The sequence below is a fragment of the Gilliamella sp. W8136 genome, from assembly GCF_016101285.1.
Taxonomy (GTDB): domain Bacteria; phylum Pseudomonadota; class Gammaproteobacteria; order Enterobacterales; family Orbaceae; genus Gilliamella; species Gilliamella apicola_N.
Map to the genome: position 1 here is coordinate 1 of NZ_JACFQU010000029.1, position 15,086 is coordinate 15,086.

At 34.1% G+C, this 15,086-nt stretch carries 14 protein-coding genes; all 14 read left to right on the top strand.

Annotated elements, in window-relative coordinates:
* A partial coding sequence (locus H3T96_RS14305) for a type VI secretion system Vgr family protein (RefSeq protein WP_144093542.1) occupies window positions 1–824 on the top strand: 824 nt, incomplete at its 5' end.
* A gap of 2 nt (window positions 825–826) precedes the next feature.
* Complete coding sequence (locus tag H3T96_RS14310; RefSeq protein ID WP_144093540.1) at window positions 827–1,735, top strand: hypothetical protein; 909 nt, start codon at window positions 827–829, stop codon at window positions 1,733–1,735.
* A 56-nt stretch (window positions 1,736–1,791) separates the two neighbouring features.
* Window positions 1,792–5,772, top strand: coding sequence for a toxin VasX (locus H3T96_RS14315; RefSeq protein WP_144093538.1), 3,981 nt, complete (start codon window positions 1,792–1,794; stop codon window positions 5,770–5,772).
* A gap of 18 nt (window positions 5,773–5,790) precedes the next feature.
* Window positions 5,791–6,603, top strand: coding sequence for a DUF6708 domain-containing protein (locus H3T96_RS14320; protein WP_144093536.1), 813 nt, complete (start codon window positions 5,791–5,793; stop codon window positions 6,601–6,603).
* A gap of 38 nt (window positions 6,604–6,641) precedes the next feature.
* Window positions 6,642–7,469 (top strand): DUF6708 domain-containing protein, encoded by an 828-nt coding sequence (locus tag H3T96_RS14325; protein ID WP_144093534.1) that lies wholly within the window; start codon window positions 6,642–6,644, stop codon window positions 7,467–7,469.
* Window positions 7,470–7,520: 51 nt separating this feature from the next.
* The gene (locus H3T96_RS14330; protein ID WP_144093532.1) at window positions 7,521–8,348 is read left to right on the top strand and encodes a DUF6708 domain-containing protein; all 828 of its coding nucleotides are present in this window, start codon (window positions 7,521–7,523) and stop codon (window positions 8,346–8,348) included.
* Window positions 8,349–8,393: 45 nt separating this feature from the next.
* On the top strand, window positions 8,394–9,203 hold the full coding sequence (locus H3T96_RS14335) for a DUF6708 domain-containing protein (RefSeq protein ID WP_144093530.1): 810 nt from the start codon (window positions 8,394–8,396) through the stop codon (window positions 9,201–9,203).
* Between the two features lie 54 nt (window positions 9,204–9,257).
* Complete coding sequence (locus H3T96_RS14340; RefSeq protein WP_144093528.1) at window positions 9,258–10,085, top strand: DUF6708 domain-containing protein; 828 nt, start codon at window positions 9,258–9,260, stop codon at window positions 10,083–10,085.
* Window positions 10,086–10,139: 54 nt separating this feature from the next.
* The gene (locus H3T96_RS14345) at window positions 10,140–10,967 is read left to right on the top strand and encodes a DUF6708 domain-containing protein (protein WP_144093526.1); all 828 of its coding nucleotides are present in this window, start codon (window positions 10,140–10,142) and stop codon (window positions 10,965–10,967) included.
* A gap of 45 nt (window positions 10,968–11,012) precedes the next feature.
* The gene (locus H3T96_RS14350; protein WP_144093524.1) at window positions 11,013–11,840 is read left to right on the top strand and encodes a DUF6708 domain-containing protein; all 828 of its coding nucleotides are present in this window, start codon (window positions 11,013–11,015) and stop codon (window positions 11,838–11,840) included.
* A gap of 38 nt (window positions 11,841–11,878) precedes the next feature.
* Entirely contained in the window at window positions 11,879–12,700 is an 822-nt protein-coding gene (locus tag H3T96_RS14355; protein WP_144093522.1) for a DUF6708 domain-containing protein, read from the top strand.
* A 54-nt stretch (window positions 12,701–12,754) separates the two neighbouring features.
* Window positions 12,755–13,576 carry a DUF6708 domain-containing protein gene (locus H3T96_RS14360; RefSeq protein WP_144093520.1) on the top strand — a complete coding sequence of 274 codons (822 nt, stop codon included), beginning with the start codon at window positions 12,755–12,757 and terminating at the stop codon, window positions 13,574–13,576.
* 54 nt (window positions 13,577–13,630) lie between these two features.
* Window positions 13,631–14,455 carry a DUF6708 domain-containing protein gene (locus tag H3T96_RS14365; RefSeq protein ID WP_144093518.1) on the top strand — a complete coding sequence of 275 codons (825 nt, stop codon included), beginning with the start codon at window positions 13,631–13,633 and terminating at the stop codon, window positions 14,453–14,455.
* 374 nt (window positions 14,456–14,829) lie between these two features.
* Window positions 14,830–15,086: hypothetical protein (locus H3T96_RS14370; RefSeq protein ID WP_144093516.1), on the top strand; the 257-nt coding region annotated here is incomplete at its 3' end.

A 15,086-nucleotide genomic window follows, 5' to 3' on the forward strand; every position in this document is an offset into this window, starting at 1 on the left:
GACAAGAGCACATCAAGTTAGCGACCGAATACGGTAAAACCCAGCTTAACATCGGGCATTTAGTTGACCAAAACAAAGAGCAGCGAGGTGAGGGATTTGAACTTCGGACCGATGAGTGGGGAGCGATTGCGGCCAATAAAGGCTTATACCTGACCAGTCAGACCGAGCCTAAGGCACAGGGTAAACAACTTGATATGCAAGGTGCCATTACCCAGCTTGAAAATGCGTTATCAATTGCTAAAGCACTGCAAAATGCAGCAACTGCCTCTGAAGCCCATGGCGCAGATACCGACAGTCAGGAGCAACTTAAAGCGACATTAACCCAACTAGCCCAAAGTGGCATTATTGCTTATGCACAAGAGGGCATCGCTTTAACCAGTCCGGAAAACATCCAACTGTCCACATCAAACAGTGTATCAATGACCAGTGAAAACCAAACTGACATTAATGCGTTAAAAAATATTACCGTCTCATCCGGTGAATCCATCGGTCTGTTTGCTCATAAATCAGGAATGAAAGTCTTTGCCAACCAAGGTGATGTTGAGGTACAAGCGCAAAATGCCAACCTGAATATGGCTGCCAAACAAGATATTAAAATAGACAGTGTCGATGGCAGTGTTGATTGGTCAGCAACAAAAGAAATCACCTTAATCTGTGGTGGTTCATACGTTAAAATCAGCAGTGCAGGGATTGAACTGGGCACGGCAGATAATGTTTATATAAAAAGTAATGCTATGCAAAAAATGGGACCAGCAACTCAAAACAGAACGATAACATTAAAATCAAGTGAGCTGAATGTTAAACACTGCGCAGAAACGGATTAATAATGCTAACTGAATTAAATAATCAAGATAACTTTAATAAATATCGCTATTTATTAGTAGATAATTTAGTGGTACTTAATTCATTAAGTCCATTATCACGCGATTCATTATTAGATCTATTTGGTGAAGATAAACCCTTTGGCGAAAAAAAATTGACGCAAGTATTACGTACAGATTTGGATTATGATCAAAGTATATGCCCGACACTGATTAAACTTGCTGAACCAAATGAATTTTATGCAGATTTGATGCTTGATGAAATCAGCCAACAAGCCAAAATTGAATGTTTATGGTCTAAACGTTATATTTGTGCTTATATTATCTCTGATCTCAAACCGTCGGTACTGGCAAAACAACTGATCAAGATTGGTAATAACATCGCACAAACATTGCGACAACCTTATTACCCTTTCTTTGAACCTTTTCGAATGCAATTTTTACACGAAGTGGGTTCAAAAGAAGACAATGCATGGCTAAAAACGCAATTTTCTCAAATTGAAAACTACTATTATCCATCCATTAATAGTGGCAAATTTATGCGTTTCACTGCTGATAACACACTCGAAACGCCAATCAGTTGGAGTTCAAATTACTGTCAACGCTTAAAAAATTTCAGGATGATTCGAACGCTTGTTAATGCATGGTCGAATAACCGGTCACAATTTGATGAACAAAAAAATTTACCGCTTAATGAAAATGTGATTTCGCAATCAACACAACTGGTTGAACAGGCTTATCAATTAGGCTTAACCCATGCTACCGATATCTTATTTTGGGGACTGAACGGATTAAGGTATCATCAAGTTTTTACTGAACATCCGCAAATATTTGAGCAAATTAGGAAAGCGCAACAAGAACCAGGCACATTCTCAAAACATGTTATTAACGCCAATATTAATTTTGAAAGCTAATTACTTTCTGATAAAGAATAGCAAAAACAGATAAAACAAGAATAATAGAGTATAAGATGAAAAAAACAGAAAACATTGCTAAAGAAAATCAAAACGAAGCAAAAGGAAATTGCCTTGCTTGTGGTCGAGTCGGAATTCCGGTATTTTTACTGCGTCAAGCAGTTATAAAAACCCAATCTTTGTTAACTAAAAGCATTGACCCCATTTATCAAGAATTAGCCGATTACACTAAAACCTTAGATTTTAACAATCGCAAACCAGAAATAGAATTAGAGTATTATAGCTATGTACTTCGTACTTTGCGTGACGGTTATGTCTACGTTATGCATCAACTTGATGATGATATTAATAGCCGAATATTTCATGCCTATGAATGTATTGAAGGGGCACTTAGATTAAAAAAACTTTATGAATTGACCAATACCCAGCCAAGACCGATATCAAAAGCATGCAAAAATGCCTGTCATACCATTCCAGCATCATTTATTAATCTTGAAGAACATTATACTTATGCATGGGTGGCTTACACTTCGCAACCTTGGAGCGAAAAAACAATCAATGATTATTTAAAGCAACAAGATAGCAACATATTATCCCGTTTTACAAAAATTAATATAAAACAATTTAAAAACTCACCGGCCGAAGCAACAGGTAATCGTTCGGTACCATTCAAAGATATTTTTGGGAGTAATTATCAAGAATCTAATAATGACGACAGCAAAGTATTGGAGTTTCGTTTTGGTGAGCAAGGTCTTAATAATTTTGAATCGGTACATCCTTTTATAAGTTTAAAAAGTCAGAAACAAAAATATGCTATACATGCCAGTCAACTATATAGCGGGGATAAACCGATATCTTGTGGTGTTGTATTAGAAGATACATTTGGCATTGCTCAAGAACTCAACTCCCAACGATTATCACAACTGCATATTTTTACCAATCAAGAAGACAATAAGAATAACCAAAAAAGTGATCTGAATGACCAACAATGTGATGTCGTTTCTCTAAAAGATGCAACACAGGTTTATCAAAAACGTGGTGAACAACTGTATAAAAGTGTTAATCCTATTTTAAAAAAACGGTTTAAGTATTATCAGCCGGATATGTTTAAAAAACGTACTATCCTACAGCTTATTGAGAACTACCGTACTTCAGTTGAAAATGCTTACGACACTGAAATTGCCCGGTTACAAGAATGGTATGACTATATAAAAGATATTGACGCTGCACATGATTCAGGTAATGATTTTTTAGATAAAGCTCAAAATGACATTGCAAAAGCCGAATCAGAGAAAGCCGAAAAAATAAAAAAAATTAACGAACAGCTTGATAATAAAAAAATTGATTCTTTCAAAGGTGAATTAGAAACCGCTTTTGCTGATATTGAAAAATATTATCAAGAATGGTCGCAAGACTATTTTACTTATGTGCGTTGGTTATTTGGTAATGCACAATTTGTTTCAAAATACAGTAAAATAAAGCAAACAACGTTCAATCAAGCGCCTTTCTGGCAACAAGAATTTGATTTTTCTACCAGTATCAGAGCTCTAAGCTATATAAAAGAAGTTTTGCAAATCCTGCTTGATTCTCCCCATGCGGAAGTCCGTCTTGATGAAGATAACGCCCTTTGGGACGAATTACTGAGTAACCATAACAGTATTTTTTATGTAATTGAACATCAGAATAATCAAGGGATTAATCTTGATGCGCCAGCATTTGTCAATTTAGATAATAATACATTACTAAAATGGCGTGATGTAATCAGTAGATCAACAGGTTTAGTTTTAGCTTATAACACTTATCAGGCAGAAAAGACTCAAAATACTCAAACCGACAAAGAAAAAAAACTGCAAAAAGCGAAAGAGCGTGTTGAACTTGATATTGAAAAAAAACGGCAAGAGATCAACGCTAAACAAGAAGAGTTAAACAACAATCGAAAATATAATCCACAAGAGCATGCAAAGCTACAAAAAATAAGAGATCAAAAAATTAAAGAACTCAAACAATTAAACGAGCATTTAGCATCAATCAACCACCAACTAGCCGAGATGGTAGAGGGAAACAGTGTAATGACAGATGTAGGAAAAAATCGATACCTGCATCAACAAGCATTAAAAAAATACTCAGTCTTAAGAACACATAAACAATTCCAACCTATTGAGCCTCGATTAAAACAGCTTGATTCGCTTGCTTACTTAGGTGACATTGGTGCTTATCCGGTTGAGTTTACCAAAAAAGTTAGACCGGAAAAAATTCGACAAGTTTATGCATTATTGACTCAATTACAAGGGGCGCTTTTCCGCGAAAACAGTTTGACCGGTCCAGAAATTGCTTTTTTAGAAAAATTTGATGTGACAGATGCAAAATATGATGTTGGTGTAAAAAAACCAACAACCCATACGCTTAAATTTACGCTTTGTTTTCCTGATGAAGTCAGTAAAGGCTTAGTTGTAGGTTTTTTGAAAAATAAAGAGATTGTCAATCCAAATGATTTTAAGAATTTTTTAGCAACAAAAATGCCTAAATATGTCACTTTAGTCAATCGGCAAGCTGTTTTAGAAGGCAAAATTGACATCACCAATCGGCAGAAAGCTTCCAATGATGAAGCGATTCACCAATCAAACCAAAATAAAAGGGATGATAAAACTCGTGAATATGAAATAAAAAAAGAAACTGAAGCGATGAATCAAGAAGAAAACAAAGTAGTTCAGTTTGAGGATCGTCGAGCAAAATATAAACAACTAGAAATCACTAAGCAAAATGCGAGAGCCGGCAAACTTAACTACACTGTTAATGCGGTAATGGGTGTTATCACCATGCTAAATATTTTAGATGACATTAAAGCATTGGAAAAAATTGAAGAGGGTAAAACTCAAAAACAAAAACAACTTCAACTAGCCATCGACTTAAGCTCATTAGCGTTACTCAGTGTCGATACAGTTGCCATATATCAAAACATAAAACTGGAAATGCAATTGTTAAAAGCCATGCGCTCAACCGCTGCCAAAGCATTAGTACCCGAAATTAAAAATATGTTGAAAACAAATAAAATGATCTCTAAATGTATCGCAGAAGCTTTTGCCTTTATAACTGTACTGGAAGCGTTAGGTGAATTAAAAAGTGCTTTCGGCATGTGGAATATGGAAGATAAACGTTACTTTATTGCTAGATTATTAGGCTCTGTATCTTTAGGTTTTGGTGCTTTATTTTTATTATCAACCTCAACTTTAGCTATAGGAATTGGGGTTATATTACTATTAATGGGAATATTTTTAATAGCTTATAGCAAAAAATATGATGATTTTACCCCTATTGATCACTGGCTAAACCGCTGTTATTTTGGAGTGCAAAAAGAGTTTGACTTTTTAGGGTATGATGCCTATCACGAAGAACGAAATTCCTTTGTTGGTTTTGGTCATTCGGTTAATGATTACTTGGTTGCAATCTCAGGCATTGATACATTTATGATGTTTAAAAAACCAAGTTTATATAATGGAATGAAGCTATATCATAGACATATCTATTTTTATTTGCAATACCTAGATTACACATCCATTTCCAACAAATCTTTGCGGGCATCAGTTCGTTTATTTGGCAAAAATGACCAAAGCAATGCCGATTTTATTGAATTCAACTTTAATATCAACTCCAGCAAGATAAATAAGTACCCTGCACCAAATGACAATATCCTAATCCATTCAAATGAAGATAAAGATAAAGAAACTTTGAAAATTAGAGACTATGTTACCTCTCAGAAAAGTTATTTTGTTGAACGTTATGAAAGTAAAAGCTTTAAAACGATTATAAACCGTAAAACGATATGGCAATCCAATTTTGATGATATTGAAAAAGTCGAATTGAAAAGTTCACTACCTAACCAGCCAAAGAGTGACTTAACAGCAATCACATGGGTAGCAGGCACATTCGCTTGTGATCTGGTAAAAAGTTATCAAATCAATATCTACACTGATACTACAGATTGTAACGAAATCCCATTGATAATTAACCGGGATAGTAATAAATTTTACGATGATTAATTAAAAAGGAGAATAATAATGCCCTCAAAATACCGTCCCCAGATATTAGGTTGGTTTGGTGACCTAGATAAAGGTCCTTATAGCCTACCACTACATGATGATCGCTTAATTTTTGCCAATGATAACTATTGTGCATTTATTCGTAAGGAACATAGTGATCAAATTTTTTATACATGTCTCTATTTTGTTTGTATTATTCTAGGAATTATTCTAACTCTAGGTATGGTTTTGTTGATTTTTGGATTTGATCACGAACTAACATTAATTGGAATAATTGGTTTTATTACTAGCTGTTTTGCTTTAAATTATGCAATTCCTGAATTCTATCAAAATGCATTTTCACGTCTTGGTAGCCCCATAATATTTAATCGTAAAACGGGTAAAGTATATGTTAATGAAAGTTACTTTTTTAACTTTAAAGTACTACGGCACCCAAAAGTATTTTTACAACCGAAAAAGCGCCGCATACAAGAGTATGATTGGAATGATATGCATGGTGTAATTATCCATAATTTTTCACGTAATGCTTTAATTTCAACGGTGCTAATGGTTTGTGAACCCGGCACACATCAGGTTATTGACCATGTTATGTTAGATCCGGCTCAACCCGGAGCAGGTAGTTTTCATGTTTGGTGTTGGATTAACAGTTTTATGGTGAATTATGAATCAGCCGATATAGATGACGGCGAATACAAAACAGATGAAGAAGCAAAATTCAAAGAGGATATGATAGAGGGTGAGGGTTGGCCAGAATGGATGGTCGAAGCTTTTAATGCCACATCACTTGAAGAGTTAGCTGCAATTAAGCAAAAATATAATATCAAGCCATAATAACAAACTTAAATAGAACGCAAAGGAATAAAACAGTAATGCCATCAAAATACCGCCCCCAGATCGTTGGTTGGTTTGGTGACCTAGATAAAGGTGCTTATAGCGTACCTCTGCATGACCGTCGTTTAATTTATGCCAATGATAACTATTGTGCGTTTATTCGCCAGGATCACAATGACCAAATTTTTTATACATGTCTCTATTTTGTTGCAATTATTCTAGGAATTATACTACTTGTAGGTTTTCCTTTCTGTATTTTTGGATTTAATGATTCTGATATCGGTGAGCAACTAACAATAGTTGGTACAATTGGTTTTATTACTTGCTGTTTTGCATTATATCTAGCAATTCCTGAATTCTACCAGAATGCATTTTCCCGTCTTGGTAATCCTATAATATTTAATCGCAAGACAGGTAAAGTCTATGTTAATGAAAATTACTTTTTTAATTTTAAAGTATTACGGCACCCAAAAGTATTTTTACAACCGAAAAAACGTCGCATACAAGAGTATGATTGGAATGATATGCATGGTGTAATTATCCATAATTTTTCACGTAATGCCTTAACCTCAACGGTGTTAATGGTATGTCAACCCGGCACACATCAGGTTATTGACCATGTTATGTTAGATCCTGCACGACCAGCAACAGGTAGAATGTTTGTCTGGTGTTGGATTAACAGTTTTATGGTGAATTATGAATCAGCCGATATAGATGACGGCGAATACAAGACAGATGAAGAAGCAAAATTCAAACAGGATATGATAGAAGGTGAAGGTTGGCCAGAATGGATGGTGGAAGCCTTTAATGCTACATCACTTGAAGAGTTAGCTACAATTAAGCACAAATATAATATTAAACAATAATAAAAAACTTAAATTGATATTAAAGGAATAAGGATAAGGAATAAAACAGTAATGCCATCTAAATACCGCCCCCAGATCGTTGGTTGGTTTGGAGACCTAGATAAAGGTCCTTATAGCCTACCACTGCATGATGATCGCTTAATTTTTGCCAATGATAACTATTGTGCTTTTATTCGTCAGGATCACAATGACCAAATTTTTTATACTTGTATCTATTTTGTTGGAATTATTTTAGGAATTATACTAATTATAGGTTTTCCTTTTTGTATTTTTGGATTTAACGATTCCAAAATCGGAGATAAATTAACAATTGTTGGAATAATTGGATTTATTACTTGTTGTTTTGTTTTATATCTTGCAATTCCTGAATTTTATCACAATGCTTTTTCCCGTCTTGGTAATCCCATTATATTTAATCGTAAGACGGGTAAAGTGTATGTTAATGAAAGTTACTTTTTTAACTTTAAAGTACTACGGCACCCAAAAGTATTTTTACAACCGAAAAAACGCCGCATACAAGAGTATGATTGGAATGATATGCATGGTGTAATTATCCATAATTTTTCACGTAATGCTTTAACTTCAACGGTGTTAATGGTATGTCAACCCGGTACACATCAGGTCATTGACCATGTTATGTTAGATCCTGCACGACCTGCAACAGGTAGAATGTTTGTCTGGGGTTGGATTAACAGTTTTATGGTGAATTATAAATCAGCCGATATAGATGATGGCGAATACAAGACAGATGAAGAAGCAAAATTTAAAACAGATATAATAGAGGGTGAAGGTTGGCCAGAATGGATGGTGGAAGCCTTTAATGCCACATCACTTGAAGAGTTAGCTGTAATTAAGCAAAAATATAATATCAAGCCATAATAACGAACTTAAATAGAACGCAAAGAAATAAGGAATAAAACAGTAATGCCATCAAAATACCGTCCCCAGATCTTAGGTTGGTTTGGAGACCTAGATAAAGGTCCTCATAGCCTACCACTGCATGATGATCGCTTAATTTATGTCAATGATAACTATTGTGCTTTTATTCGCCAGGAACATAATGATCAGATTTTTTATACATGTCTTTATTTTGCAGGTATTATTGGGATGAATATTCTAATTGTTGGTATGGTTATGTTTATTTTTGGATTTGATCACAAACTGTCACTAATTGGAATAATTGGTTTTATTACTTGTTGTGGTTCTTTAAATTATGCAATTCCTGAATTCTATCAAAATGCATTTTCCCGTCTTGGTAATCCCATAATATTTAATCGTAAGACGGGTAAAGTGTATGTTAATGAAAGTTACTTTTTTAACTTTAAAATATTACGGCACCCAAAAGTATTTTTACAACCGAAAAAACGCCGCATACAAGAGTATGATTGGAATGATATGCATGGTGTAATTATCCATAATTTTTCACGTAATGCTTTAACTTCAACGGTGTTAATGGTGTGTCAACCCGGTACACATCAGGTTATTGACCATGTTATGTTAGATCCGGCTCAACCCGGAGCAGGTAGTTTTCATGTTTGGTGTTGGATTAACAGTTTTATGGTGAATTATGAATCAGCCAATATAGATGACGGCGAATACAAAACAGATGAAGAAGCAAAATTTAAAACAGATATGATAGAGGGTGAAGGTTGGCCAGAATGGATGGTGGAAGCTTTTAATGCTACATCACTTGAAGAGTTAGCTGCCATTAAACAAAAATATAATATTAAATAATAATAAAAAAATTAAATTGATAGTAAAGGAATAAAGATAAGGAATAAAACAGTAATGCCCTCAAAATACCGCCCCCAGATCTTTGGTTGGTTTGGCGACCTAGATAAAGGCCTTTATAGCCTACCACTACATGATGATCGCTTAATTTATGCCAATGATAACTATTGTGCGTTTATTCGCAAAGAACATAATGATCAAATTTTTTATTCGTGTCTGTATATTGTTGGTTTTATATTTGGAACTGGTGCTATTGTTAGCTTTATTTGGTTATTGGCTCTTGAATATGATGATCCTACAATTGAGCTTTTTACTCTAATGGTTATTATAGTTGGATTTACTGTAAGTTGTTTCGGCATGTATGTTCTAATTCCTGAGTTATATCAAAATCTATTTTCACGCCTTGGAAGTCCCATTATATTTAATCGTAAAACGGGTAAAGTGTATGTTAATGAAAGTTACTTTTTTAACTTTAAAATATTACGGCACCCAAAAGTATTTTTACAACCGAAAAAACGTCGAATACAAGAGTATGATTGGAATGATATGCATGGTGTAATTATCCATAATTTTTCACGTAATGCTTTAATTTCAACGGTGCTAATGGTTTGTGAACCCGGCACACATCAGGTTATTGACCATGTTATGTTAGATCCGGCTCAACCCGGAGCAGGTAGTTTTCATGTTTGGTGTTGGATTAACAGTTTTATGGTGAATTATGAATCAGCCGATATAGATGATGGCGAATACAAAACAGATGAAGAGGCAAAATTCAAAACCGATATGATAGAGGGTGAAGGGTGGCCAGAATGGATGGTGGAAGCCTTTAATGCCACATCACTTGAAGAGTTAGCTGCCATTAAACAAAAATATAATATTAAATAATAATAAAAAAATTAAATTGATAGTAAAGGAATAAAGATAAGGAATAAAACAGTAATGCCCTCAAAATACCGCCCCCAGATCGTTGGTTGGTTTGGTGATCTAGATAAAGGTGCTTATAGCGTACCACTGCATGACCGTCGTTTAATTTATGCCAATGATAACTATTGTGCGTTTATTCGTCAGGAACATAGTGATCAAATTTTTTATACATGTCTATATTTTGTTGCAATTATTTTAGGAATCATTCTAATTGTAGGTACTGTTATGTTTATTTTTGGATTTAATGATTCTGAAATCGGTGATCAACTAACAATAGTTGGGATAATTGGTTTTATTACTTGCTGTTTTGCTTTAAATTATGCAATTCCTGAATTCTATCAAAATGCATTTTCACGCCTTGGAAGTCCCATTATATTTAATCGTAAGACAGGTAAAGTCTATGTTAATGAAAGTTACTTTTTTAACTTTAAAGTATTACGGCACCCAAAAGTATTTTTACAACCGAAAAAACGCCGCATACAAGAGTATGATTGGAATGACATGCATGGTGTAATTATCCATAATTTTTCACGTAATGCCTTAACCTCAACGGTGTTAATGGTATGTCAACCCGGCACACATCAGGTTATTGACCATGTTATGTTAGATCCGGCTCAACCCGGAGCAGGTAGTTTTCATGTTTGGTGTTGGATTAACAGTTTTATGGTGAATTATGAATCAGCCGATATAGATGACGGCGAATACAAAACAGATGAAGAAGCAAAATTCAAAGAGGATATGATAGAGGGTGAAGGTTGGCCAGAATGGATGGTGGAAGCCTTTAATGCCACGTCACTTGAAGAGTTAGCTGCAATTAAGCACAAATATAATATCAAGCCATAATAACGAACTTAAATAGAACGCAAAGGAATAAGGAATAAAACAGTAATGCCCTCAAAATACCGCCCCCAGATCGTTGGTTGGTTTGGTGACCTAGATAAAGGTCCTTATAGCTTACCGTTGCATGATGATCGCTTAATTTATGCCAATGATAACTATTGTGCGTTTATTCGTCAGGAACATAGTGATCAAATTTTTTATACATGTCTATATTTTGTTGCAATTATTTTAGGAATCATTCTAATTGTAGGTACTGTTATGTTTATTTTTGGATTTAATGATTCTGAAATCGGTGATCAACTAACAATAGTTGGGATAATTGGTTTTATTACTTGCTGTTTTGCTTTAAATTATGCAATTCCTGAATTTTATTACAATGCATTTTCCCGTCTTGGTAATCCCATCATATTTAATCGCAAGACAGGTAAAGTCTATGTTAATGAAAGTTACTTTTTTAACTTTAAAGTATTACGGCACCCAAAAGTATTTTTACAACCGAAAAAGCGCCGTATACAAGAGTATGATTGGAATGATATGCATGGCGTAATTATCCATAATTTTTCACGTAATGCTTTAACCTCAACGGTATTAATGGTATGTCAACCCGGTACAAATCAGGTTATTGACCATGTTATGTTAGATCCTGCACGAGCAGCAACAGGTAGAATGTTTGTCTGGGGTTGGATTAACAGTTTTATGGTGAATTATAAATCAGCCGATATAGATGACGGCGAATACAAAACAGATGAAGAGGCAAAATTTAAAACAGATATAATAGAGGGTGAAGGTTGGCCAGAATGGATGGTGGAAGCCTTTAATGCTACATCACTTGAAGAGTTAGCTGCAATTAAGCAAAAATATAATATCAAACCATAATAACAAACTTAAATAGAACGCAAAGGAATAAAACAGTAATGCCATCTAAATACCGCCCCCAGATCGTTGGTTGGTTTGGAGACCTAGATAAAGGTCCTTATAGCCTACCACTGCATGATGATCGCTTAATTTTTGCCAATGATAACTATTGTGCATTTATTCGTAAGGAACATAATGAACAAATTTTTTATTCCTGTCTCTATTTTATTTCAATTATTTTGGCAAATGGAATTATCATTGGATGTCTTTGGCTAGCGGTTCTTCATGATAACTCTAAAATAGAGTTTGTTGATCTGGTTGTTATAGCCTGTTTTTTTACTAGCCTTTTTGCTTTAAATTATGCAATTCCTGAATTCTATCAAAATGCATTTTCACGCCTTGGAAGTCCCATTATATTTAATCGTAAAACGGGTAAAGTGTATGTTAATGAAAGTTACTTTTTTAACTTTAAAATATTACGACATCCAAAAGTATTTTTACAACCGAAAAAACGTCGCATACAAGAGTATGATTGGAATGATATGCATGGCGTAATTATCCATAATTTTTCACGGAATGCTTTAATTTCAACGGTATTAATGGTATGTCAACCCGGCACACATCAGGTTATTGACCATGTTATGTTAGATCCGGCTCAACCCGGAGCAGGTAGTTTTCATGTTTGGTGTTGGATTAACAGTTTTATGGTGAATTATGAATCAGCCAATATAGATGACGGCGAATACAAGACAGATGAAGAAGCAAAATTCAAACAGGATATGATAGAAGGTGAAGGTTGGCCAGAATGGATGGTAGAAGCCTTTAATGCCACATCACTTGAAGAGTTAGCTGCCATTAAACAAAAATATAATATTAAATAATAATAAAAAACTTAAATTGATAGTAAAGGAATAAAGATAAGGAATAAAACAATAATGCCATCTAAATACCGCCCCCAGATCTTTGGTTGGTTTGGCGACCTAGATAAAGGTCCTCATAGCGTACCACTGCATGACCGTCGTTTAATTTATGCTAATGATAACTATTGTGCGTTTATTCGCCAGGATCATAATGACCAACTTTTTTATACTTGTCTTTATTTTATCTCAATTATTTTGGCAAATGGAATTATCATTGGATGCCTTTGGCTAGCGGTTCTCCATGATAACTCTAAAATAGAGTTTGTTGATCTAGTTGTTATAGTCTGTTTTGTTACTTGCTGTTTTGGTTTATATCTAGCTATTCCTGAATTCTATCAAAATGCATTTTCACGCCTTGGAAGTCCCATTATATTTAATCGTAAGACGGGTAAAGTGTATGTTAATGAAAGTTACTTTTTTAACTTTAAAGTACTACGGCACCCAAAAGTATTTTTACAACCGAAAAAACGCCGCATACAAGAGTATGATTGGAATGATATGCATGGCGTAATTATCCATAATTTTTCACGTAATGCTTTAACTTCAACGGTGTTAATGGTATGTCAACCCGGTACATATCAGGTTATTGACCATGTTATGTTAGATCCTGCACGGGCTGCAACAGGTAGAATGTTTGTCTGGGGTTGGATTAACAGTTTTATGGTGAATTATAAATCAGCCGATATAGATGACGGCGAATACAAAACAGATGAAGAGGCAAAATTCAAAGAGGATATGATAGAGGGTGAAAGTTGGCCAGAATGGATGGTGGAAGCCTTTAATGCCACATCACTTGAAGAGTTAGCTGCAATTAAACAAAAATATAATATTAAATAATAATAAAAAACTTAAAGTGATAGTAAAGAAATAAGGATAAGGAATAAAACAGTAATGCCCTCAAAATACCGCCCCCAGATTTTAGGTTGGTTTGGCGACCTAGATAAAGGTCCTTATAGCGCACCGCTGCATGATGATCGCTTAATTTATGCCAATGATAACTATTGTGCGTTTATTCGTCAGGAACGTAATGATCAGATCTTTTATACTTGTATCTATTTTATTGCTATTCTTTTTGGAGTCGGAATTATCATTGTAAGTTTTTGGTTAATAACACTTCATGATAGCTCTGAAATAGAATTTATTGATTTTGTAGTAATTATTTGTTTTACTGCGTGTTGTATTGCAATGTATTACATTATTCCAGAATTTTATTTAAATTTGTTCTCCCGACTAGGTAGCCCAATAATATTTAATCGTAAGACGAGTAAAGTGTATGTTAATGAAAGTTACTTTTTTAACTTTAAAATACTACGACACCCAAAGGTATTTTTACAACCGAAAAAGCGCCGCATACAAGAGTATGATTGGAATGATATGCATGGCGTAATTATCCATAATTTTTCACGCAATGCTTTAATTTCAACGGTGTTAATGGTTTGTGAACCCGGCACAAATCAGGTCATTGACCATGTTATGTTAGATCCTATACGAGCAGCAACAGGTAGAATGTTTGTCTGGGGTTGGATCAATAGTTTTATGGTTTATTATAAATCAGCCGATATAGATGACGGCGAATACAAAACAGATGAAGAAGCAAAATTCAAGGAGGATATGATAGAAGGTGAAGGTTGGCCAGAATGGATGGTGGAAGCCTTTAATGCCACGTCACTTGAAGAGTTAGATGTAATAAAAAAACGGCATAATCTAATGGACTAAAATGTATCTTTAATATCCTTTACAGGAAGATTTTATTCTGTAGTGATTTGAAAGGATTTTATATAAAAATTACTTAAGTATTCCCTAATTTTTACTAATCATTTATTGCTAAAAATTTAACATTTAATCTTGAGTTAAATTACTTTAATTCATTACAGATATCATTAATTGATTAATTTAATTTAATTTTAAAGAAATGTAAAAAAATATTGCAAAATATGATAAACAGTGTATTTTATATCCAATTTTAGATTATTTTTAAATTTGACTGATTTTAACACCTTACTTACTATTAGCAATTTTATAATAATTAACTGGTCAGATAAAAATAATAATAAATAGTTCAGTAAAACAAAGTGATATTTGCGGTGCACATGAAATATATTGAGGATAGCATGGATAAAGGATTAACCAATTTGATGGATCAATTGGGTAATGGTTTAAATCGTGGTTTAAAGCAAGTTTTAGTTAATGGAGCAGGTCATAATCGTTATACGTTAAATATTGATGGTTTGCCTGCTGAGGTTTCAATCTTACAGGTTGAAAGTAATGAGCAACTTAACCAGCCTTGGCACTATACGATTACTTTCACCAGTTCGGATAAACAACTTTCTGTTGAGTCATTTCTTAA